The organism is uncultured Flavonifractor sp. (assembly GCF_944387675.1).
Lineage (GTDB): Bacteria > Bacillota > Clostridia > Oscillospirales > Oscillospiraceae > Flavonifractor.
Window position 1 is genome coordinate 1 of the sequence record NZ_CALXFV010000028.1, and the last position, 22,616, is coordinate 22,616.

The following is a 22,616-nucleotide window of genomic DNA, read 5'->3' on the forward strand; positions in this document are numbered from 1 at the left end:
TTGCCCTGCTTGCCCAGCAGGCGGTCCTTGGGAATGATGCAATCCTCAAAAATCAGCTCGCAGGTGGAGGAACCCTTAATGCCCATCTTCTTCTCGTGCTTGCCCACGGAGAAGCCGGGATCGGTGCGCTCCACGATGAAGGCGGAGATTTCCTTCTTCTTCCGGCCGCGCTTGTCGATTGTTTTCCCCGTGATGGCAATGATAATGAACACATCGGCGTAGCCGGCGTTGGTGATAAAGATCTTGGAGCCGTTGAGGACCCAGTTCTCCCCCTTCTCGTCCAGCACGGCGGTGGTCTGCTGGCCCTGGGCGTCAGAACCCGCTCCGGGTTCGGTCAGGCCAAAGGCGCCCAGCCACTCGCCGGTACACAGCTTGGGCAGATACTTCTGCTTCTGCTCCTCGGTGCCGTTCTCATAAATGGGGGTGGCGCACAGAGACGTATGGGCGGCAACCATTACCGGCGTCGTGCCACACACCTTGGCCATTTCCACCACACACATGGTATAGGCCAGGCTGCCGGCCGCACTTCCGCCATACTCTTTGGGAAAGGGAATGCCCATCATGCCCAGTTTGGCCATCTTCTTGGCCGTCTCCAGAGGAAAGCGCTCCTCTTCGTCAATTTCCTGGGCCAGGGGCTTAACTTCATTTTCCGCAAACTGGCGATATAGCTTCAAAAGCATCTCCTGCTCACGTGACAGTGTAAAATCCATAGGTACATTTCCTCCCTGCTGTTTATGTCGTCCCACTCTCCCGTCCAGGCGGAGAGGTCTGCCGGCGGGCGCAATGTGACATTTATGTGAGATTTCAGCAACAAGGCCGCTTGTTTAAGCGGCCTTGTTGCTGAGGGTGTATTATGGGGTTCCGCTCTGGATGAAGGTTGTCGCAATTCCGGTGATTACAATTTCACCATTTTGGTTTGTACACACGGTTTCCAGTTTCACAATGTTCTTTTCTCTGCGTATTTCAATCACAGTCGCCGTGGAGGTAATGGTATCTCCGATCCGAACCGGTTTCAGAAACTTGATCTCCTGGCCCAGATAGATGCTTCCGGGGCCGGGCAGCTGCATCGCCATCAGGCCGGAAAGCAAGCCGACCGAGAGCATCCCGTGAACGATGCGCCCCTTAAATTGTGTCTGGCGGGCAAACTCCTCGTTGACATGCATGGGGTTAAAGTCCCCTGTGATCCCGGCAAACAGGTACACATCTGTTTCCGAAATGGTCTTTGCACTGGACGCCGTCTGTCCAACATAGAGCGCATCAATTGAATATCCCATGGCAATCCCACCTTTCCGTATCCCGAGATATGCCGTCTACTCAAATTTCGGCGGCCGCTTTTCAAGAAAGGCCAGCATGCCTTCCTGCTGGTCAGGCCGGTTGAAACAGAGGTCGAACAGGTACAGGTCCTGCCGCATTGCCGCTTCCATGCTCATATTTTTCCCGCTGTTGATGGATTTCCTGGCGGTCTCCACGCCGAAGCGGCTGTTGCGCAAAATCCGCGCCGCCAGGTTCTCGGTTTCCTCCATCAGCTGCTCCGGCTCCACAGCCTTGTTTACCAGGCCAATCCGTTCCGCCTGCTCGGCGTCAATGATTTCCCCGGTAAAAATCATGGACTTGGCCCGTGTCTCGCCAATCAGCCGGGGAAGGCGCTGGGTGCCGCCGCCGGCCGGAAATACCCCCAGCGTCACCTCCGGAAGGCCGAATTTCGCCTTTTTAGACGCAATCCGCAGATCACACGCCATGGCGATTTCACAGCCTCCGCCCAGTGCAAACCCATTGACCGCCGCAATGAACACCTGGTCCATGCTTTCCATCAGCTGATAGACCCGGGCTGTAATAGCGCCATATCGGGACGAAGTGATATGGGTAAGCTGCCGCATATGCTCAATATCCGCCCCGGCTACGAAGGCCCGGCCGCTCCCGGTCAGGATGACAATACGGATTTCATCCTCTTTCGAGATCCGCTCCAGCTCATTGGCAAAAGAGATCAGGAAATCTTCTGTCATGGCATTGAGCGTAGCGGGATCATTGAAGGTTAAAACCACAACAGGCCCCTTCCGCTCCACCAGAATTTTTTTGCTGTCACTCATGGCTGTTCTCCTTTATCCCGCGCCGGTAAGCAAATGCGACAGCAGCAGGGAAACGCCCTCCACATAGGTAATGATCATCAGGCCAATGATCAGCGCTATCAGGAATGGCACCACCCGCCTGGCCAAATCCGCAAAGCGCACATTTCCGATGCTGCACGCCACAAACAGGTTGGCGCCCACCGGAGGAGTAATAAAGCCGATGGACAGGTTGACCACCATGATAATACCGAAATGCACAGGACTTACGCCAAAATTGGCAGCGATAGGCTCCAGAATGGGCGCCAAAATCAGGATGGCCGAGTTGGTCTCCATCAGGCAGCCCACCACCAGAAGGATCAGGTTGACAATCAGCAGGAGCAGGATCTTGCTGTGGATGCCGCTTCCAAGGGCTTCCGCCACCATGGTGGGAATCCCCTCCAGGGTCAGGATCTTGCTGAGCACCGTACCGGTAGCCACAATCAGAAGGATGGTGCCGGTGGTCTTGGATGCCTCATAGAACTTCTCCCACATCAGCTTCAGATCCAGCTCACGGTAAATAAACAGGCCCACAATCAGAGCATATGCGACCGAAACCGCCGCAGCCTCTGTGGGGGTAAAGAAGCCGCCGTAAATGCCGCCCAAAATGATGACGGGAACCAGAAGCGCCCAGATGGCGTCAATGAATTCACGAAACACGCGGGAAATGGAGAATTTCAGGCCGTTTCCCGTCCAGCCATTCTTTTTGCTGATAATAACAGAGAGAATAATCAGGGCCAGGCCGCAGGTAATACCAGGCAGAATGCCGGCCATAAACATGTCCGCGATGGACGTATCCGTGGCCACGCCGTACATGACCATGGGGATGGAGGGCGGAATAATGGTACCCAAACATCCCGCGGAGGCCACCAGCGCCATGGTAAAGCCCTTGTTATATCCCTTCTCTACCATGGTAGGCACCATAATGGTACCGATAGCCGCCACTGTGGCAGGGCCGGAGCCGGAAATCGCGCCGAAAAACAGGCAGGCAATGACACAGACAATGGCAAGGCCGCCGGTCTTATGTCCTACAAACGCATCAAAGAAGTTGACCAGGCGCTTTGACAGGCCGCCGCCTTCCATCAGTGTTCCCGCCAGCACAAAGAAGGGAATGGCCAGTAGCGGGAAGGAATCGCACCCGGTAAACATGTTGGTGGTAATATAGTTCATGTCCACCGCGCCGCCCATCAGGAAATAGATGATGCAAGCAACGCCGATGGCCACACCGATGGGAACGGTCAAAAAGCAAAGTGCCATAAACAGCACAAAAATGACAATACAAGCTATCGCGCCTTCCATTACAACGCCTCCCTCTCCGAAGTGTCAGCCGCCCCGGACTTGTACTCCTGAACCAGCTTTATAATATCCTGAATCAGGCGGATAAACATCAACAGGCAGCCCACGGTAATGGCGGAATACACCGCCCACATGGGGACATGCAGCGTGGGGGAACTCTGGGGGCGCAAGAAGATCAGGCGATGGACCGCTACTCCAGAGTAGTAAAAGAAGATTGCGCTGAAAAAGACGAACATGACATTGGAGATCAGGTCAAAGATAAATTTCCCCCGCCGTCCCACCGCAACTCTGAGCACATCCACCTTAATGTGCGCACGCAGCTTTACCGCCATGGACGACGAGATATAGATCAGCCACACAAACAGATACCGGGCCAACTCTTCTGTCCAGGCCAGGGATATGCCTGTCCACTCACTGGTTATTCTGATTACAACCTGCATCAGAATGCAAAATGTCATCGCAGCAAGGATGATGCCGCAAAGAACCTTTTCCAGATTCTCATCCAAAGCCTTCCATACTTTCATACCAATATCACTCCTCCTACGGTGGCACGATGGTCTCACAGCTCAAGTATCAGTGCCTGAACCCTGTATAAACAGCTGCTTTCAGCCGTTTATACAGGGTGTGAGGCAGCCGCCCCACGTTTTTTATTGTTTTACAGGCACTGTCTTTCGGAAAAAGCGCCGTTTGGTTATCCTTCCTTTACAGACGCCGCAGCCGCCGCCACCGCATCACGGTAACCCTGGAGGTCCACATCGGGATAGGTCGCCTCAAACCACTCATACACAGGCTCGCACGCTTCCTTGAACGCCTGCCGCTGCTCGTCGGTCAGCCGGGTCACTTCCACGGTTTCAGAAATGGTCTCAATCTCAGCCTCGGTGTTGTCGATGATCTGCTGCCGCTCCACCTCGGTGTACTCCGTCCAGATGTCGTCAAGAATCTGCCGCAGGTCATCGGGAAGGCTCTGGTAGAAGTCCTCGCTGATCAGGACGGGACACATGTCAATGGAGTGGTTCAGGTCCGTAAAATAGCCCTGCACTTCATTAAACTTGCTGCTCAGGAAGATGCCGGTGGGGTTATCCTGGCCGTCAACCGTACCCTGCTGCAGGGCGGTAAACACTTCGGCCAGAGACATGGCCACGGGGGAGGCGCCCAGAGTCTCAAAGGTCTTGATGTAGATCTCGCTCTCCATTACCCGCAGCTTGAGGCCATTCATGTCCGCGGGGGTGGAAACAGGGCGCTTGCTGTTGGACAATGCCCGGCTTCCGTTGCTGATCCAGGCAATGGGCCGTACGCCCAGCTCCTCCGCCAGACGGTCCTCCAGCTCGTCCACAAACTCGCCGTCGCAGAATGCATACGCAGTTTCAAAATTGTCGAAGAAGAAGGGAAGCGTCATGGGCAGAAGCATGTCGGTAAAGATGGACAGCGGAGCCGTAGACATCTCGCCCATCTGGATGGAGCCGTTCTGCATGCCTTCCACATTGGCCCGGGAGTCGCCCAGGATGTTGTTGGGGTACACGGTCATCGTCATGCGTCCGTCGGTGCGCTCTTCCAGCTCTTCTGCCAGCTGCATAATCAGCTGGGTAATCATATGGGACTCTGCAAGCGTGCAGGAATAGGTGATTTCATATACTTCCTGGTCACCGCCGCCGGAACTGGTTTCTCCACCGCTCTGTACATCTCCGGAATTGCCTCCCTGCTCATTGGAGCAGCCGAACAGCGACAGCATCATTACCAGGCTCAGACAAAAGGCCAAGAAACGTCTATACTTCTTCATTGCTGTTATTCCCTTTCCTTTCTTATCAGACTGAGGTTTGTTCTCACCGCATCTTTCGCCAGTACTCGTCAAATTCGTTTTGCAGTTGGTCACGGAACTTGGGATGCGCAATGCTGATCAGGGCCTCACCTCTCTCCTCCAGACTCTTGCCGAACAGATTCACGGCACCATACTCGGTAACCACCCAGTGTACATCCACTCTCGGGGTAGATACCGGCACGCCTTCCGGCAGCACGGATACAATGCGGGAAATCGTGTCATGCTTGGCGGTGGACTGCAGGCAGAGAATGGGCTTTCCGTTCTTGGACAGGGCCGCGCCCCGCAGGAAGTCCACCTGCCCTCCAATGCCGCTGTACTGCTTCCCGTTATTCCACTCGCAGTTGACCTGACCGGTCAGATCCACCTGCAGGCATGCGTTGATGGCGCAGACATTGTCGTTTTTGGCAATGTTGATGGGATTGTTGGTATACCAACCCGGCGCGATGTTGATCATCACGTTCCGGTCCACGAATTTGTACAGGTCGGCAGAGCCCTGGATAAACATCGCCGTGATTTTTCCGGTATCAATGGTCTTCCGTTTCCCGTTGACCACGCCGCTCTCAATCAGCGGGATCAGGTTGTCGGAAAACACCTCTGTATGGATACCCAGATCCTTCTTGTCCCGCAGGCACTTCAGAATAGCGTTGGGAACCTTCCCCTGGCCCATCTGAAGGCACGCCCCGTCCGGAATAAGCTCCGCAATGTGCTCTCCAATCCTGGTGGAAATCTCGTCCGTATCGTCAATGGGCGGAATGTTGAGCAGGGGTACATCCTCCTCCACAATGGCGTCCAGCTTGGAGACGTGAACTGTATTCTCGCTGCCGTATACCCAGGGCATTTCCCGGTTGACGTGGGCGATGATTTTCTTGCAGGAGGCCATAACCGGTGAGACAAAGTCAACCGCCACACCCATGTTGCAGTAGCCGTGTTCGTCCGGGAGCGTAATATGGGCCAGGATTCCGTCAACCGGATTTGAGGTGGCAAACGCTCTGCGGGTCATGGACACGTTCATGGGCTCAAACATACCCCTCCGCTCGCTCACCGCAGCGCGGGTGTGGGGTCCGCAGAAGCAGGTCTCCACAATCAGATGCCCTTCATATTCCGGCTTGCAGTAGGGCGCTCCGCCCCAGTTCAGCCCCTGCCAGAGCTTAACGCCCTGGAGTTCGTGGGCTCTGCGGCAAAGGGCTTCCGCCAAGAGCATGGACTCCGCCGTTGCGTGGGTTGTGGCCCACCGCTCCCCGGACTCGACCAGCTTAACCGCCTCGTCCGCGCTCATCAGTTTTTCTTTGTAGTGTTTCTTCCAATCCGAAATCATGGTGAGACTCCTCTCCATCAGAGTTTTTTCTCATAGCATTCCTTTGCAAAAATTGCCGCGCCCAGCGCGCCCACCGTCTGGGGAGACTCAAGCACCACAACCGGCAGCTCCAGCTCCTGAGACAGGCAGTTTGCCATGGCCTGGTTCAGCGCCACGCCCCCGGTCATAACCACGTCCGGCCGGACCCGGATGCGTTTGACCAGTCCGCAGACCCGCTTTGCCACGGATACATGGGCGCCCCGCGCCACCGCCGCCAGGGAGGCGCCCCCGGCGAGCTGGGAAATGACTTCCGACTCCGCAAAAACCGTGCAGATGCTGCTGATGGGAACATATTCTGTTGTTGTCGCCGCCAGATTGGCCAGTTCCTCAAGATTGCAGTTGAGCACCCGGGCCATCACCTCAAAGAAACGGCCTGTGCCGGCGGCGCACTTCTCATTCATAATGAAGTTTTCCACCGCACCATTTGCATCCAGCTGAATTGCCTTCGCGTCCTGGCCTCCAATGTCCACAATCGTTCTGGCCTTGGGGTACAGCGCCGCAACGCCCTTTGCATGACAGCTGATTTCCGTTATCTGCTTGTCCGCTTCCTGGTAGGTCATCCGTCCGTATCCTGTGACAACCCGATAGAGGATCCGTTCCTTTTGAACATTCGTTTTTTTCAAAAGCCTGTCCAACGCCAGATCCACCCCGTTGGTGCCTGTTCCGATATTGACGACCTCGCTGCCGAGTATGGCGCCCTCGCGGTCAATCAGAACGGTCTTGGACGAGGAAGACCCGATATCGATTCCTAAAAACATAACGACCTCCACATGCTTTCGGTATCCAGATTAAGGTGTAGCGCCCATGATTTTACATATTTTGTATGCAACAATCCCTATTGCGCCCACAGTTATCTGTGCTCACCGTGCAAAATCGGGCAGCCGGGAAAAGGCTGGGATGTCCACCGGATACCAGTTTCTTATTTGTTCAGCATCTCTGCAAAGCTCTGAATTCGGGTGCGCAGCTGCTCCACAGAGTCCATCTGCGGATCGATCTCCAGATAGAGGATGGGAACGTGGGCCTCCTCCAGTTCCTTTTTGTAGATCGGATAGTCAAATTCCTCCGGATCACAGAACTTGTACATGCACACAACGACGCCGTCCGCCTTGTGCTGCTTGACCGCCTCAATCAGGCGAGACCCTCTGGATTTGTTTTCCTCATAGAAGAACGTATCACCTCTGAGGTCCATTAGTCTATAAGCAAGTTTTTCCATTACGGTTCCCGTTGTGCGGGACGGGGTGCGGAACTGGCGGCTCTCCTGGGCCAGGTCATCCTCCACAAAGACAAAGTGGTTCTCCCGGAATGCCTCCAGCAGCTTCACCGGCTCCACCATCAGTCCGGTGGGAATTACCCGCGGCCCGGTTTCCGTCTCCTTGGGTTCTTTCAGGAGGGCATCCATCAGCGTGTTCAGCTTTTCCGTATACACCTTTTTGTCCATAAACCACGCGGCCTTCATGACCAGATGGCGGTTCACGGGGTTCAGGGAAACCGGATAGTCGTTCACCATGGCTACAAAGCGCCGCATGGCCGCCCGATACTGCTCGTACAGCTGGAACGCATCCTCCAGGTCCGCTTCCGTAATGGGCCGGCCGGTGATTTCGCTCAGGCTGGTCCGCAGCGCCTCATTCTGGTAGAGGATAAAATCCAGCGAACCGCTGCTGTATCGGTTCTGAGGTATGATATAGGCCAACGTCTTCGGCGTTTTAACCGCAATGCCCCAGTTGGCAAGCAGGGACTTCATGCTGTCGCAGTAGGTGGGAATCACGATCGCCTCCAGGAAGTTGTACGCGCCCCGCAGTGCCAGCTCCATATCCGCCCGCATAATGGAGCAGCAAAAGCCCTGGATGTACCGGTCCACCTCGGTCATGGAGGTCTTTCCACCCCACAGTCCAACGGGAAGCAGACCCGCCGCATAGATGATTTCCTCCGGCAAATAGATGGGGAAGCAACCCACCGGCCGCTTTCCGCTCTCCTGAATGGAGCGCAGAATGGTCTGCTTGGGGGTACGTCCCGCATCCGACAGGGCCTGAATCAACTCCGCTGCTTTCATTTCATCGCCTCCCGCTGTTTTCTCTCTTCCATCATTTCAACCAGGGCCTGGACTCTCGTTTCATACTGTGCCTCGGAGAAGACACTGGGATCTGTCTGGTCGCCGTCAAAAATAGTGGAGGGGATCCCCAGCTCCGACTCCAGCTGGCGCTGGAACTCGTATTGCTTAAAATCCATACCCTTGCAGCTGCGGTTGGAGTGGAACAGAGCGCCGTCAATCTGGAAATTCCTTGCCCTTGTCACAATTCTGTCATTGGCATATTCCATGCTGAGCGAGGCGTAAATGGATCCGTACGCCTTGGCCATACCGGCAAGGTCGCTGAGCTCATACAGCAGGGTCCAGGATTCCGGATAGGTGGAGGTCACCATGTTGATCCCGTTTTTCTTCAGGATTTTATAGGTGGTGGCCAGGTAGGGCCAGCAGGCAATGCCGTCCCACAGGATGCGGTACTTCTCCTCGGCGTTGTCCCAGGGGCCAAGGCCCTTGGCTTTGCGCTCCTCCAGCTCTTCGTACCAGCGCTTGAACAGCTCCGTGCCTTCCTGTTTTCCCCGCACGCACACGATCGTGGCCATATAGTTGAACAGGTCAAAGCCCGACACAGGCGCCGGCTTGGCCATGGCCAGATCGGTGGCCTTTTTCCACCACATGGCGGTCTCATTGGAAATGCGCATCACTTCCCGCAGCCGGTCCCAGTCCATTTTTCGCCCGGTAAATTCCTCCAGCTTTCCAATGGCGTCCAGCAGCTGCGCCTTTATATAGGCCACAGCAGCGGGTGTTACGCTGTAGCTGTAATTATAGGGGCAGTCAATCATGATCAGGGGGACATTCAACTGCTTTGACAGGTTTTCATACCACTTGATTGCGGTATAGCAAATGTTGCTGCAGCAAAACAGCAGATCAGGCATGGGGATATCCGCGGCATCGGAATGCTTGATGTTGGCGTAGCCCATATTGACTCGGGCATAGGAACAGATATCGGCGGAATAGCCCTCGCTCTCCGCGTTTTCAATAAACCGGGGCGCGTCTTTCCGCGCGCCAATCGCGGCGGCATGGTTTTCCGGATATACCACCGTCAGGTCCATGGCCTCCAGCAGCTCCTGGGGGGCAATGGATGTGGACCAGACCACCGGACGTCCCTCAGCCTTGGCTTTCTGCGCGTCCTCATAGTGCCTCTTCAAAATGTCGTTCAGCATCTGCTTGGATGATTGCTTCTCCATATGAACCACCTCGCCAGCCGCCGTGCTCTCCGCCTTATGCAGGCGGCTGCCTTTCTTGTAAGATAAAATAACTGGTACAAATGCAGACCGGTCAACTCATCGAAATACGGTACGCCCCGCTCACCGCCGCAGGTTTTCAATCAGGGTCGTAACGCCATGTCCGCCGCCGCAGCAGGAGGAGAACAGGCCATAGCGCGTCCCTCTCCGGGCAAGCTCCTTCATGGCGAACATGCAGATCCGCGCGCCGGACGCGCCGTTGGGGTGTCCAAAGGCGATGGCACCGCCGTTGGGATTCCAGTTGGCCCGGTTGATCTGAATCCCGGACTGAGCTTCCATCTCCCGGATTACGGACAAGTTCTGTGCCGCAAAGGCCTCGTTGCACTCCAGCACGTCAATGTCCTTGAGGGACAGTCCGGCCCGCCGGATGGCCATCAGGTTGGAATACGCGGGGCCAATGCCCATCAGTCTGGGTTCCACACCATAGTCCGCGCCGCAAACCCAGCGCGCATACGGCTCGTAACCCAGTTCCTCCGCCTTTTGGGCCGTCATCATCAGCACAAAGGCGGCGCCGTCATTCCGGCCGGAGGCGTTGCCCGCGGTGGTTACGCCGTCCGCACCCAGAACCGCCTTCAGCTTCCCAAGACCCTCCAGGGTGGTGTCCGGCCGGACATGCTCATCCTCCGCGAACACCTTGTCCGGCAGCTTCTTGCCCATCTTAAGGGTGATGGGTACAATCTCCTCTTTAAAGTACCCCTTGGCAATGGCCGCGCCGGCCCGCTGCTGGCTCTGGAACGCGAACTCATCGCACTCCTCCCGGCTGATTCCCCAGCGCCTGGCCATCAGGTCTGAGACCTCCAGCATTGTGATATCCTGATCCAGCGTGGGGGCAAGCTTCTGGGGAATGGCGGCCGGTGCGATGTTCTTGTAAGGCGCGGTTGAGGTGGGGAACTTGCAGATCATCTGGCTGTACGACTCCATACCGCCTGCGATCATCACATCCGCTTCACCCGCCAACATCTTCCACGCCGCATGGTTAATGGAGTCAATGGCGGAACCGCACTGCATCTCCACGTACGATGCCGATGTCTCAATGGGCAGGCCCGACGCAAGCACGGTATAACGCGCCGGTCCAAGTGTCTTGGAGTCACCTGCCGCAGTCCCGCAGAACAGGGAGTCTACCTTTCCCCGCTCCAGGATCTTTGTCTTTTCCAGCAGTCCGCGGACCGCCAAAGCGGACAGGTCTGTTGCACACAGATCCCGCAGACTGCCGCCCATACGGCCAAAGCCGGTGCGGGCGCCATCGACAAATACGACTTCTCTTGCTGCCATCATTTCTCGTTCCCTTCCGTAAATTTTCCGTTTTAGACCTGCTGATTTATATCCCGCACATGTTTAAGCCGCCTTCGGCTTACACATAATCGTAAAATCCGTGTCCAACCGACTTGCCCAGCCGGCCTTCCTTTACCATCTGCTCAAACACATCGTACATGTCGGGCTTAACTCCCGTCTCATCGTACTCCCGCTTCATGATATCCAGGGCCAGATCAACACCCGTCAGATCAATCATATGGAAGGGACCCATGGGATTGTGGAAGCCTTCCTCCATGGCGATGTCCACATCCTGATAGGTGCAGTATCCGTTCTGAACCAGATACCGCGCCCGCTTGAGAATGCCCATAATGAGGTAGTTCCCGGCAAAGCCGTCAATCTCCTTCTTCTGCCAGATGGCCTTCTTGCCGATCTTTCCGCAGAATTCATACAGGGCGCGGGCGGTCTCCTCACTGGTGTGCGCGCCCTGCACCACTTCCACAAACTTCATAACCAGCGCCGGATTATAGAAGTGCATGTTTGCCAGCCGGGCGGGATTGGACACGCAGTCCGCAAATTTGGAGGAAACCATGAAGCTGGAATTGGTGGCCAGAATAACCTCCGGTCCCACAAGGGCATCCAGCTGCTTGAACAGCTTCCGCTTCACATCCTCCACCTCAATGACCGCCTCAACCACGCAGTCCACGCCCTCCAGGGCCTTTTCCAGCACCGGCTCCACGTGAAACAGCGTCTTAATCTTGGCAACCTGCTCCTCTGTCATGCGGCCCTTTGCAATGCGCTCAGACAGGTACTTCTCGGCCCAGCCGGCCACATCGTCACAGACCGCAGGCGCGATGTCATATACTGTGGCATCGAAGCCGTAAATGCTCGCATTCATTGCAATCTGCCGTCCCATACGTCCGCCGCCAATTACACAAATCTTCTTAATTTCCATTCTAAACGACTCCTTTTTCCGTAAATGACTGAATTGGCTGTCTGACTGCGTCCCATCCTGTGGGCTAAACTTTATGGTCTGGCGTAATGATAGCAAATAGTTTTTCTGGCGTCCAATTCCCTTTTGCCGTTAAATGATATTGCATCAATTATAAATTGAACCGTCCGTTCAGCTTGCAGGCCCGCAGCTTCTGATATCTACAAATTCTAATTCCGGCATAAAAATAAGGTTTGCACCCCTTGAAACGATGCAACTCCGCATCGCCGCAAGGAGCACAAACCTTATTGGTCAGAACCGGCCCTTCTGCCTTTAACTGGCCGCCTGCTTTTTATATAAACAGAGCACTATCTAATCCATGAGTTCTGCATCAGCATTTTGAAGTATTTCTTCGATGCTTGAATAAACTCATTCACCAGTGGGTCCTCCTGCCGTTGACTTAAATAGCATATTCCCATGGAACCCTGGCAGTTGGGTTCAGACACATAGATATGGCACTTGGAAAAGACCGGATCGTTGGCCAGCGTTGTAAAACTGGCAAACGAGATCCCCATTCCACACTTGACCAGCTCCCAAACGGTATGGATGTCCGAGGTCTCAATGGCATAGTGAGGAACAATCCCCGCGGCTTCAAAAAACAGATCCATGGTGTCGCGGATGGCATACCCCTTTTTCACCGCTATAAACATCTCATCCTTGAGCTGCTCAAGACGTATCTTCCCATTCTGCGCTTCCCGAGAAAGCCAGTGTTTCGGGGGAAAAATGACAACGCATTCGTCCCGGGTAAGCAGTTTTTCCACCTCAAATCCCCTGGCACCTTCAGGGCATGGGGAGCAGACCGTAAAATCCACGATTTCCTTCATGAGCAATTTATCCAGCTGCTCCCGCGGCGCTGTGGTATGCTCAATCCGAACAGAGGGAAAATTCTTCTGCAAATGGGCCAAAAATCGCGGGATATACAGTCCCACATTGGAGGCGATGGAAATGGACGGCCCATTGGCTTTTGCGGCCGTTTTCTTCACCTCCATACAGGTTTGATTCAAACGGGACAGAGTCTCCGTCACCTGCTTGTAAAAATATTTGCCCTCCGTGCTCAGCTTGATATTGCGCCCCGTGCGGATAAACAGCGTCACACCCAATTCCTTTTCCAGGCTGGATATCGTCTTGCTCAAAAAGGGCTGCGGTACGCCCAAATGCTCCGCCGCCCGGGACATATGCTCATATTCGGCAACGCACTTAAATAAATACAGCTGCTTCAGTTCCATTCTAGCCACCTCGACATAATTTACAAAGCCGAACTCGTACAGTAGCAATATTTACAAATATCTTTAAATAAATTTGTTCAACATTTCCCGCTCCACTTTTTGGCTACACCGACAAAAGCGTTGCCATGTTATTCAAATATTCCACAAAATTCCGGCACATTTTTAGTTGAATTATACAACTTCTTCCGTTTGCCTCACCGCCTTGCCTGCCGCAGATTAGAGACTCCGTATCCTCAGACTCCCCATTCTGCCCACCGGCCGGCTTCACTGGTCCGGAGCCGGCCGTCAAGAATCCAGGTGTCTTTTTCTGCAAAAGAAACCGGATATTTTTTCGCGCCCGAACGGTTTCTTTCCTGCCGTATCCGTGGAAATATTTTGCACATCCCTCCGACATTGTTTATAATAATAACATGCTCAGCGACAAAATACAACAAAATTAAGCGGTTCAGCAATGCGCTCCTGTTCTGCATATACTTCCCAGGATGGCCTGTTTCTGACTGTTCCGGCCTTCTGCCATTTTTGTTGCAACGCACCAGGATTTATCAGTTTTTTTCCCGTATTCCATGCCAACGCGCTCCAGCCGGGCTTCTGCCGGAGCAGGGGGCAAACTGCGGCGCCTTGACAGGTAATACCCCATCGGGTATAATGTACCCATACCCCTATTGGTATAAGGAGGCGTATGGTATGGCACGTCTGGAAACGCTGCTGAAGTGGGGCGGCATCCGGCGGGATGTGGTTTTTCTTATCCTGTCCGCTCTGGCCCTGATTGCCAGTATATTTAAGCCGGCCGCCCTGCCCCTCGACCCCGCCTGGCTGGCCATTCTTCTCTGCGGTGTCCCCATTTTGCTGGAGGCCCTTGTGGGCCTGGTCACCGCCTTTGACATCAAGGCCGACCTGCTGGTGTCCATCGCCCTGGTGGCCTCGGTATGCATTGGGGAGATCTTTGCCGCCGGTGAGGTGGCCTTTATCATGCAGCTGGGCGCCCTGCTGGAGGAGCTGACGGTGGCCAAAGCCCGGGCGGGAATTGAGAAGCTGGTGCGTCTCACGCCCCGCACCGCCCGGCGGCTCTTCCCCGGCGGGGAGGAGATAATTCCCGCCCAGCAGGTGCGGGTAGGGGACCTGCTGCGGGTGCTGCCGGGGGAGACGGTGCCGGTGGACGGCGTGGTGCGCACCGGCCAGACCGCCATTAACCAGGCGGTCATGACCGGAGAATCCCTGCCGGTGGACAAGGGGCCGGGGGACCCGGTGTCCAGCGGCACCGTCAACCAGTTCGGTTCCTTCGACATGGAGGCGGTCAAGGTGGGGGAGGACAGCTCCATCCAGCGGATGATCCGCCTGGTCCAGTCCGCCGACGCGGGCAAGGCCAAAATCGTAGGCATTGCCGACCGCTGGGCCACCTGGATCGTGGTCATTGCCCTGAGCGCCGCAATCCTCACCTGGCTGATCACCGGGGAGATCATCCGGGCAGTGACCATTCTGGTGGTGTTCTGTCCCTGCGCCCTGGTGCTGGCCACCCCCACCGCCATTATGGCGGCCATCGGCAACGTCACCCGCCACGGGTTTCTGGTGCGGGAGGGGGATGCTCTGGAGCGGCTGGCCCTGGTGCGCCGGGTGGCCTTTGACAAAACGGGAACCCTGACCCAGGGCATTCCCCAGGTGACCCAGATCTGTTCCTTCCTCCCCCAGTGGCCGGAGGACCGGCTTTTCCGGGCCGCGGCGGCGGCGGAGGCCCGCTCGGAGCATCCTCTGGGAAAGGCGGTGGTGCGCTGCTGCCGGGAAAAGGGGCTGGACATTCCGGAGGCGTCGGCCTTCCGGATGCTCCCCGGCCGCGGCGTGGAGGCCACGGTGGAGGGGGAGGCGCTGCTGGCGGGCAGCGCAGCTCTGCTGAAGGAGCGGGGCATTCCCCTGCCCCGCAAGGCGGAGCTGGCCGCCCAAGCCTGCCAGAAATCGGGCTGTACCGTCATCTATCTGGCCCAGGGCGGTCAGGCGGCGGGCCTGCTGGCCCTGGCGGACACCCTGCGGGCCGACGCGGCGGACACGGTGGAGCGGGTGCGGGCTGCGGGGGCAGAGCCTGTGCTCCTCACCGGCGACCATCAGAACGCCGCCGGCCACATTGCCGCACAGCTGGGCATTTCCCAGGTGCAGGCGGGCTGTCTGCCGGAGGATAAGCTGGCGTGGATCGCCCGGAGCCAGAGGGAGGGCAGCCCGGTGTGCATGGTGGGGGACGGAGTAAACGACGCCCCCGCCCTGAAGCAGGCCATGGTGGGCATCGCCATGGGAGGGGTGGGCAGCGATATCGCCGTGGATGCCGCCGACATCGCCCTCATCAGCGACGATATCCGGGAGCTGCCCCATCTGCTGGAGTTGGCTCGGCGGATGATGACCACCATCCGCCTCAACCTGAGTTTTTCCATGGCGCTGAACTTCATCGCCATTTTCCTGGCCATCCGCGGTACCCTCAATCCGGTGGTGGGGGCGCTGGTCCACAACGCCGGGTCGGTGGCGGTGATTCTCAACTCCGCCCTTCTGTTGGCCTGGCGCCGGAAGTGACAAAGAGACTGTCGAAAAAGGCCGTTGGCCTTTTCCGACAAAAGACTGCAGGACGGATCGGGCGACAGAATTCTGCGTGGCTCCCTGCGGGGGAGGTTTTTTGACAAGCTGGTGACAAAGGTACGTGGGATTTTTGGCCGGATTTTGGTATCGTATTCCCAGAACTTGTGTGATATAATAACCGCGGAGCGGGCCTGCCGGCTCGCTCCGCGGGTGCTGCCGGAACGCCGCCGCCCTTGGGGCGGCTTTTTTTGACAGCCTGCTTATTCTTTTTCCCATTTTACGTCAACTTTTTCCCCGGCCCCGCCGTCTGTGAGATAGCTCCACACCCACCCGCAGAAAGGGGGCCGCCTGACGCTTTGGAAAGGGTGTGCGCAGATTGGAGCTGGACTATAACAAGCTGCTGTGTCTGGTGGGGGAGATGGGCTACCGCCTTATGGAGAGCGGGGCGGAGATCTACCGGGTGGAGGAGTCCATCCGCCGCCTGCTGCTGGCCTACGGGGTGAAGCAGGGAGAGGTCTTCGCCATTCCCAACTGCATCATCATCAGCCTCACCTCGCCGGAGGGGCAGCCCCTGACCCAGATCCGGCGGATGCCCGCCCACGGCACCGACATCTACTTGCTGGAGCGGTACAACGGCCTGTGCCGCACCCTATGCCGTCAGGCGCCCCCCTTTGACCAGGCCCTGGAGCAGATGGAGGCCATTCGCCGGGAGCACCGGGTCTATCCCGTGGCCATTCGGATGCTGGCCTACTTTCTGGGCTGCGGCATGTACGCCCTGTTTTACGGGGGCTCCGCCATGGACGGCGTGTGCGGCGGGGTGTGCGGCATGGTGATCGGGCTGTGCCTGGACCTCACCTCCCGGCTGGGCGCCAACCTGTTTTTCAAGACGGTGGCGGGCGGCACTGTCTCCGCCCTGACGGCAGTGCTCCTCACCGCCCTGGGCATCGGCCACAATCAGGACCTGATTATCATCGGGGGCCTGATGGCCCTGGTCCCCGGTATCGCCATTACCAACGCCATGCGGGACATCATGGCGGGGGATATGGTGGCCGGCATCAGCAAGGGGGCGGAGGCCCTGCTCATCGGGGCGGCCATCGCCCTTGGTACCGCCCTGGCCCTGGGCCTGGCCGGATTGTTTATGGGAGGCTGAGATGGACAAGCTGAGCTATTATCTCCCCTGCGTGTGGACCTTCTGCGCCTGTATCGGCTTTTCCCTGCTGTTCAACATCCACGGGGCGGGGATGTTTATCTGCGCCGGCGGCGGGGCGCTGGGCTGGCTATGCTACCTGCTCACCGGGCCGCTGGTACACAGCGACATCATCCAGTCCTTTTTTGCCGCTCTGGTCATCTCCGCCTGGTCGGAACTGATGGCCCGGCTGCGGAAGTGTCCGGTGACCAGCTATCTGCTGGTGGCCCTCTTCCCCCTGGTCCCCGGCGGGGGCATCTATTACACCATGGAGTACGCCATGATGGGAGAGACCTCCCAGTTTCTCTCCTCCCTGCTCCACACCCTGAGCCTGGCGGGAGCGCTGGCCACCGGGGTGCTGCTGGTGTCCTCTCTGATGCGGCTGTTCATCATCTATCAGGAGAAGCGCCGCGCCCGGCAGGAGGGGTTTTATGGCAAACTTTGAGGTTGTCCTGTTTGACGCGGACAACACCCTGTTCGACTTCGACCGGGCGGAGGACGCGGCCCTGCGCGGGGTGCTGGCGGCCCGGGGCTACCCCACCGACGGCGAAACCCTGGGGCGCTATCTGTCCATCAACCGGGCGCTGTGGGCCAGGCTGGACCGGGGTGAGGTCACCCAGTCCTGGCTGGTGGTGGAGCGGTTTGCCGCCTTTGCCCGGGCCATGGGCCGGGAGGACGACCCGGTGTCGTTCAACCGGGACTACCTGGACCGGCTGGCCCAGGGGGCTTTCCTGCTCCCCGGGGCGGAGGAGCTGTGCCGCGCCCTGGCTCCCCACTGCACCCTGGCCCTCATCACCAACGGGGTGGCCCGGGCTCAGCGGGGCCGGCTCGCCCGCTCCCCTCTGGGGACGGTGATTCCCCATCTATTTATTTCGGAGGAGGTGGGGGCTGCCAAGCCCTCCCCCGCCTTTTTTGAGCCGGTACTCCGGCAGCTGGGCAATCCCCGGCGGGAGCGGGTTCTGGTGGTGGGGGACAACCTGGCCACCGACATCCGGGGCGGGCTGGAGGCCGGTCTGCCCACCGCCTGGTACAACCCGGGCCATCTGCCCAACACCACCCCCTGGACCCCCCGGTGGGAGGTGGCCAGCTACGCCGGTCTGGCGGCGTTGATTCTGGAAGCTCCCACTTCACAGATAGAAATAAAAGAAAAATGAGGTGTCTTACCCTTGTCCTCTCTTCAATATCAGCCCAAGCGGGTGCGTCAGGACCGCAAAAAACGGCGCCCGCCTCTCATCCCTCTGATTGCCGCCGCCGTGGCGGTGTGCCTGGCACTGATTCTCATCCCCACCCTGGGCCGCTCTCCCGAGAGCTCCTCTCCCGCGGCGGCGGCCAACCGGTCCGCACCCCCGGCGGGGGAGACCGTCTCCCCCACACCGGAGCCCACTCCCACGCCTACGCCGGAACCCACCCCCACACCCGAACCCACGCCGGAGCCCTTTGACTTCACCCAGCCCGCCCCCGCCACAGAGGCGGCGGTGGAGATGGATTATTTCTCCGACGCGCTGTTCATCGGGGATTCCCGCACCGACGGGCTGCGGCTGTACAGCGGCATCAAGGGGGCCAGTTTCTACTGCTACAAGGGGCTGACCATCTTCGAGATGGAGAGCAAGAAGGTCATTGAGCTGGACGGCGGCAAATATACCGTGGTGGAGGCCCTGGAGCGGGGACCCCAGTACGGCAAGATCTACATCTCCCTCGGTATCAACGAGCTGGGGTATTACAACGACGAGTCCTTCCACAAAACTTTCGCCGCTTTTCTGGAGAAGGTGCGCCAGCTCCAGCCCGACGCGGTGATCTACCTGGAGAATCTGGTGCCGGTAAACCCGTCCAAATGCGCGGCAAACGACCAGGCTTCCTATGTGAACAACGACCGGGTGGCCGCCTATAACGCCATTTATCCCCAGCTGGCCCAGGAGGAGCAGGTGATTCTGCTGGATGTGGCCGGCGCCCTCAGCGATGAAACCGGTATCCTGCCCGCCGATGCCACGGTGGACGGGGTCCACTTTACCAAAGCCTGGTATCAAAAATGGCTGGCCTACCTGATGGAGCACACCGTGGATTCCGAGGTGTACCAGGCAGGTGTGGCCGCCGCGGAAGGAGAAGAGACAGCATGAAGCAGCTTTTCACCCGTCTTGTACCCGCCCTTTTGGTGTTCTGCCTGGCCCTCACCGCCTGCGGCAGCCAGGAGAGCCTGGCGGGGGTGGACCCGGCCCAGACCGCCCAGGCCCTGCTGGATTCCGGCGCCTTTGCCGGCGCCCTGGACACCATTGATACCGAAGCGGCCTGTTCCCTTTATGGCATTGACTACGCCGACGTCACCGACGGAGTGGTATACGGCTCCCTGTCCTCCGGCGCGGAGGAGATTGCGGTGCTCCGCATGACCTCCACCGACGCCGCCGAGGCCGCCCTGGCTGGGCTGGAGCAGCGGGTGGCCGACCAGAAGGCCATGCTGGAGAGCTACCAGCCCGATGAGGTAAGCAAGCTGGACCAGGCCATCGTGACCCGGCTGGGGGACACCGCCATTCTGGTGGTGGCCGCCGACGCCGGCAAAGCCCAGTCCACTCTGGACGGTCTGAACAAATAAGCTCCCGGCGGGACCTCCGGCGAGGCCCCGCCTTTTTCTGCCGGGGAAAACTTTCCGGCCCTCTCCCCCGTCTAAGGAACAGAACCAGGAAGGAGCGCGCCCATCTTGGAGCAGACCACCCACCAGCAGCTTACGGCGTATATCGTGGCCCACCAGGAGGATTTTTACCGCCTGGCGTACAGCTATGTCAAAAACCGGGACGCCGCCCTGGACGTGGTGCAGGAGAGCATTGTGCGGGCGCTGTCCAAATCGGACTCCCTGCGCAGGCCGGAATTTCTCAAAACCTGGTTTTACCGTATCCTGCTCAACGAGAGCATGAACTACTACCGGCAGAGCAGGCGTCTGGTCTCCCTGGAGGAGGCCCGGCCGGACGCCGCCGCCCCCCAGGGGGACCACGCCGCCCGGCTGGACCTGTACGACGCCATCGACCGGCTGGACTCCCGGGAGCAGACCATCATCCGCCTGCGGTTTTTCCAGGACATGAAGCTGGAAGAGATCGCCCAGATGACCGACACCAACCTGAACACCGTCAAGTCCCGGCTGTACAAGAGCCTGCGGAAGCTGCGGGAGCTGACGGGAGAGGAGTGTTCCTATGAATGACCCATGGAAACAGGCAAAAGAGCGCTATGCGCAGACTCCCATTCCGGAGGAGCTGACCTTTGCCGTGGCCAGTGCGGTGCGCGCCGGCAGCCGGCGGCGGAACCGCCGGCGGGCTTTCCACCGGGGGCTGACCGGCATGCTGGCGGGGTGTGCCTGCTTCATGCTGCTGGTGAACGCCAGCCCCACCTTTGCCCAGGCGGTATCCGCCGTGCCGGTGCTGGGGAATCTGGCCCGGGTATTCACCGTGACGGAGTACACCGTGGAAGACCGGGAGCACCTGATCGACGTGCGCCTGCCCGCCCTGGAGCTGGAGGGCGCCACCGATTTGGAGCAGCGGATCAACACCGAAATCCAGACCCGCATTGACCAGGTGCTCCAGGAGGCGGAGGACCGGGCGCGGGAGACCAAGGCCGCCTTTGTGGCCACCGGCGGGGACCCGGCGGAGTTCATGCCCATTGTCATCAGCGTGGACTATGAGATCAAATGCCAGAACAGCCAGTATCTCTCCTTCATCCTCACCAAAACCGAGACCCTGGCCAGCGCCTACAGCGAGTACTACGCCTACAACATCGATCTGCAGGCGGGCCGGGAGGTGACCCTGCGGGACGTGCTGGGTCCCGACTACGTGGAGCTGGCCAACCAGGCGGTGCGGGAGGGTATTGCCCAGCGCTCCCAGGACCCGGACAACAGCTACTTCCCGCCGGAAGAGGGGGGCTTTACCTCCATCGCCCAGGATCAGACCTTCTACCTCAACCAGGCAGGCAACCCCATGGTGGTGTTTGAGAAGTATGAAATCGCCCCCGGCTATATGGGTACGCAGGAGTTTGAGGTGCCGCTGCCCACCGCTGGGACATAGCCCATCCCCCATCCTTGACAAACAGTACCCCCAGTGCTATCCTGTCAGCATTGGGGGTACTTCGTGTCTCGTATAATTCGGATGGAAAGGAAGAGGACTATGAGAAGATGGCTCGCGGCCCTGCTGTGTCTGGGGCTGCTGTGTACCTGGGCGGGTGCCGTGGAAGGAACTCCCAGCAACTGGGCTCAGGAAGAGGTGGACGCCGCCCTGGAGGCGGGGCTGGTGCCTTCCCTTACCAGTACCCCCGCCTATCAGGATACCCTGACCCGGGAGCAGTTTGCCCAGCTGGTGGTACAGACGGTGGAGGTGCTGCTGGGGCAGGAGCTGGCCGCCGCTCCGGCGGACACCTTTGCCGACTGCACCAGTCTGGCGGTGCGGAAGGCCAGCGCGGCGGGCATCATCGGCGGCATCGGCGGTGGAAAATTCGCCCCGGAACAGGCCACCAACCGGGAGCAGATTGCCACCATGATGGCCCGGGCCATTGACTATCTGGAGGAAACCAGCGGCCTGAACCTGGCTCCTCAGGCAGGCAGCCTGGCCGGCTTTACCGACACCTCTCAGGTGTCCGGCTGGGCGGCGGAGGCTATGGGCCGGATGGCGGCCAACGGCCTGATGGAGGGCTCGGGCTCCGCCCTGTCTCCCCAGAACCCCTGCACGGTGGAGCAGGGTATTCTGCTGCTGGTTCGGCTCCACCGTCTGGCCCAGGAGACCGGCCGGGAGCCGGAGCCCCAGGTACCCCCCGTCCCCCAAAATGTGGACCACTATGCAGCCTACCCCACGGTACCCGACTTCGGCGACATGATTGACTATACCGGCGAAGTGGGAACCGGGGAGATGCCCGACTACAATGCCGTCTTTTATGAATACACCTCCGTAGACGGCGCGACGGACACTGCCTATCTGCAGTATGCCGCCCTGCTGGAGCAGGAGGGCTACCTTCCCGTATATATGTATGGAAATTCGGGCTCCGTCTACTTTTTTAACCCGGAGCAGCCCGATCTGGTGGTCGCCTATGAGCTCTTTATGGAGGATGCCGTCTGGATTTCCCTGATCACCGTCACGCCTCCCGCCGGTTCCGCGCCCTGCTACTCCGACCACCATGCAGATGTTCCCGATCTGGGTGCCGCCCTGGGTATTGAGCCCTCTCTCTGCCAGACTGGGGAAAACAACGCATGGACGATCTATGGCTATGAGCTGCCCCAGTACGCCGACCATATCATCCTAGCGCCCTGGTTTACCAGGATGCCTCAGGCGGGATACGTCCTGCTGGGGCTGACGGATTCGAAAGAGGGCTACATCCCTCTCTGGGAAAATGAACGCACCGGCTGCAGGGTGACCGTATTTGAATACTACTCCTACCTCATCGTTGAACTCATTCCCGGCGATTCCTGACAGCAAAAAGGAGACGGCACAGGCCGTCTCCTTTTTTATACCAATGGTGAATTATACTATCAAGTGCAACACTTTAGGGGAATAA

General features: G+C 58.4%; 22 protein-coding genes. 9 read left to right on the forward strand and 13 right to left on the reverse strand.

Annotation, left to right across the window (positions count from 1 at the left end; translation table 11 throughout):
- The 13 genes from Q0J74_RS04425 to Q0J74_RS04485 all read right to left on the reverse strand — a co-directional run.
- Positions 1-710, reverse strand: a 710-nt coding sequence (locus Q0J74_RS04425; RefSeq protein ID WP_297211189.1) for an acyl-CoA dehydrogenase family protein, incomplete at its 3' end; no start/stop codon positions are given.
- Between the two features lie 141 nt (positions 711-851).
- Positions 852-1,274 carry a MaoC family dehydratase gene (locus tag Q0J74_RS04430; protein ID WP_297211192.1) on the reverse strand — a complete coding sequence of 141 codons (423 nt, stop codon included), beginning with the start codon at positions 1,272-1,274 and terminating at the stop codon, positions 852-854.
- Between the two features lie 36 nt (positions 1,275-1,310).
- On the reverse strand, positions 1,311-2,087 hold the full coding sequence (locus Q0J74_RS04435; protein ID WP_297211195.1) for an enoyl-CoA hydratase/isomerase family protein: 777 nt from the start codon (positions 2,085-2,087) through the stop codon (positions 1,311-1,313).
- Between the two features lie 12 nt (positions 2,088-2,099).
- Positions 2,100-3,401, reverse strand: coding sequence for a TRAP transporter large permease (locus Q0J74_RS04440; protein WP_297211197.1), 1,302 nt, complete (start codon positions 3,399-3,401; stop codon positions 2,100-2,102).
- Positions 3,401-3,922, reverse strand: a complete 522-nt coding sequence (locus Q0J74_RS04445; RefSeq protein WP_297211200.1) for a TRAP transporter small permease — start codon at positions 3,920-3,922, stop codon at positions 3,401-3,403. Before Q0J74_RS04445 ends, Q0J74_RS04440 begins: the two co-directional genes overlap by 1 nt.
- Positions 3,923-4,089: 167 nt before the next feature.
- On the reverse strand, positions 4,090-5,175 hold the full coding sequence (locus Q0J74_RS04450; protein WP_297211203.1) for a TRAP transporter substrate-binding protein: 1,086 nt from the start codon (positions 5,173-5,175) through the stop codon (positions 4,090-4,092).
- 43 nt (positions 5,176-5,218) lie between these two features.
- Entirely contained in the window at positions 5,219-6,529 is a 1,311-nt protein-coding gene (locus Q0J74_RS04455; protein ID WP_297211206.1) for an acetyl-CoA hydrolase/transferase family protein, read from the reverse strand.
- 17 nt (positions 6,530-6,546) lie between these two features.
- A complete protein-coding gene (locus tag Q0J74_RS04460) occupies positions 6,547-7,326 on the reverse strand; it encodes an acyl-CoA dehydratase activase (protein ID WP_297211209.1) in 780 nt (259 codons plus the stop codon).
- A 161-nt stretch (positions 7,327-7,487) separates the two neighbouring features.
- Positions 7,488-8,618, reverse strand: coding sequence for a 2-hydroxyacyl-CoA dehydratase subunit D (locus Q0J74_RS04465; protein ID WP_297211213.1), 1,131 nt, complete (start codon positions 8,616-8,618; stop codon positions 7,488-7,490).
- The gene (locus Q0J74_RS04470; RefSeq protein ID WP_297211216.1) at positions 8,615-9,835 is read right to left on the reverse strand and encodes a 2-hydroxyacyl-CoA dehydratase subunit D; all 1,221 of its coding nucleotides are present in this window, start codon (positions 9,833-9,835) and stop codon (positions 8,615-8,617) included. The genes Q0J74_RS04465 and Q0J74_RS04470 overlap by 4 nt, the downstream gene beginning before the upstream one ends.
- A 120-nt stretch (positions 9,836-9,955) precedes the next feature.
- Entirely contained in the window at positions 9,956-11,167 is a 1,212-nt protein-coding gene (locus Q0J74_RS04475; RefSeq protein ID WP_297211219.1) for a thiolase family protein, read from the reverse strand.
- Between the two features lie 76 nt (positions 11,168-11,243).
- Complete coding sequence (locus tag Q0J74_RS04480; protein ID WP_297211222.1) at positions 11,244-12,098, reverse strand: 3-hydroxyacyl-CoA dehydrogenase family protein; 855 nt, start codon at positions 12,096-12,098, stop codon at positions 11,244-11,246.
- A gap of 344 nt (positions 12,099-12,442) precedes the next feature.
- Positions 12,443-13,360 carry a LysR family transcriptional regulator gene (locus tag Q0J74_RS04485; protein ID WP_297211225.1) on the reverse strand — a complete coding sequence of 306 codons (918 nt, stop codon included), beginning with the start codon at positions 13,358-13,360 and terminating at the stop codon, positions 12,443-12,445.
- Between the two features lie 684 nt (positions 13,361-14,044).
- Here Q0J74_RS04485 and Q0J74_RS04490 point away from each other — a divergent pair.
- The 9 genes from Q0J74_RS04490 (at position 14,045) to Q0J74_RS04530 (ending at position 22,531) form a co-directional block, all read left to right on the forward strand.
- Positions 14,045-15,910 carry a heavy metal translocating P-type ATPase gene (locus Q0J74_RS04490; RefSeq protein ID WP_297211228.1) on the forward strand — a complete coding sequence of 622 codons (1,866 nt, stop codon included), beginning with the start codon at positions 14,045-14,047 and terminating at the stop codon, positions 15,908-15,910.
- A gap of 370 nt (positions 15,911-16,280) precedes the next feature.
- Entirely contained in the window at positions 16,281-17,063 is a 783-nt protein-coding gene (locus tag Q0J74_RS04495) for a threonine/serine ThrE exporter family protein (protein WP_297211231.1), read from the forward strand.
- Between the two features lies 1 nt (position 17,064).
- A complete protein-coding gene (locus tag Q0J74_RS04500; RefSeq protein WP_297211235.1) occupies positions 17,065-17,544 on the forward strand; it encodes a threonine/serine exporter family protein in 480 nt (159 codons plus the stop codon).
- Positions 17,531-18,253: a YjjG family noncanonical pyrimidine nucleotidase gene (locus Q0J74_RS04505; RefSeq protein ID WP_297211238.1), complete on the forward strand. Its 723-nt coding sequence runs from the start codon at positions 17,531-17,533 to the stop codon at positions 18,251-18,253. Before Q0J74_RS04500 ends, Q0J74_RS04505 begins: the two co-directional genes overlap by 14 nt.
- A 12-nt stretch (positions 18,254-18,265) precedes the next feature.
- Positions 18,266-19,213 (forward strand): GDSL-type esterase/lipase family protein, encoded by a 948-nt coding sequence (locus tag Q0J74_RS04510; protein ID WP_297211241.1) that lies wholly within the window; start codon positions 18,266-18,268, stop codon positions 19,211-19,213.
- On the forward strand, positions 19,210-19,683 hold the full coding sequence (locus Q0J74_RS04515) for a DUF4358 domain-containing protein (protein WP_297211243.1): 474 nt from the start codon (positions 19,210-19,212) through the stop codon (positions 19,681-19,683). Before Q0J74_RS04510 ends, Q0J74_RS04515 begins: the two co-directional genes overlap by 4 nt.
- Before the next feature lie 105 nt (positions 19,684-19,788).
- On the forward strand, positions 19,789-20,283 hold the full coding sequence (locus Q0J74_RS04520) for a sigma-70 family RNA polymerase sigma factor (RefSeq protein ID WP_297211246.1): 495 nt from the start codon (positions 19,789-19,791) through the stop codon (positions 20,281-20,283).
- Complete coding sequence (locus Q0J74_RS04525) at positions 20,276-21,139, forward strand: DUF3298 and DUF4163 domain-containing protein (protein WP_297211248.1); 864 nt, start codon at positions 20,276-20,278, stop codon at positions 21,137-21,139. The genes Q0J74_RS04520 and Q0J74_RS04525 overlap by 8 nt, the downstream gene beginning before the upstream one ends.
- A 99-nt stretch (positions 21,140-21,238) precedes the next feature.
- Positions 21,239-22,531, forward strand: a complete 1,293-nt coding sequence (locus Q0J74_RS04530) for an S-layer homology domain-containing protein (RefSeq protein ID WP_297211251.1) — start codon at positions 21,239-21,241, stop codon at positions 22,529-22,531.
- The last annotated feature ends 85 nt before the right edge of the window (positions 22,532-22,616 follow it).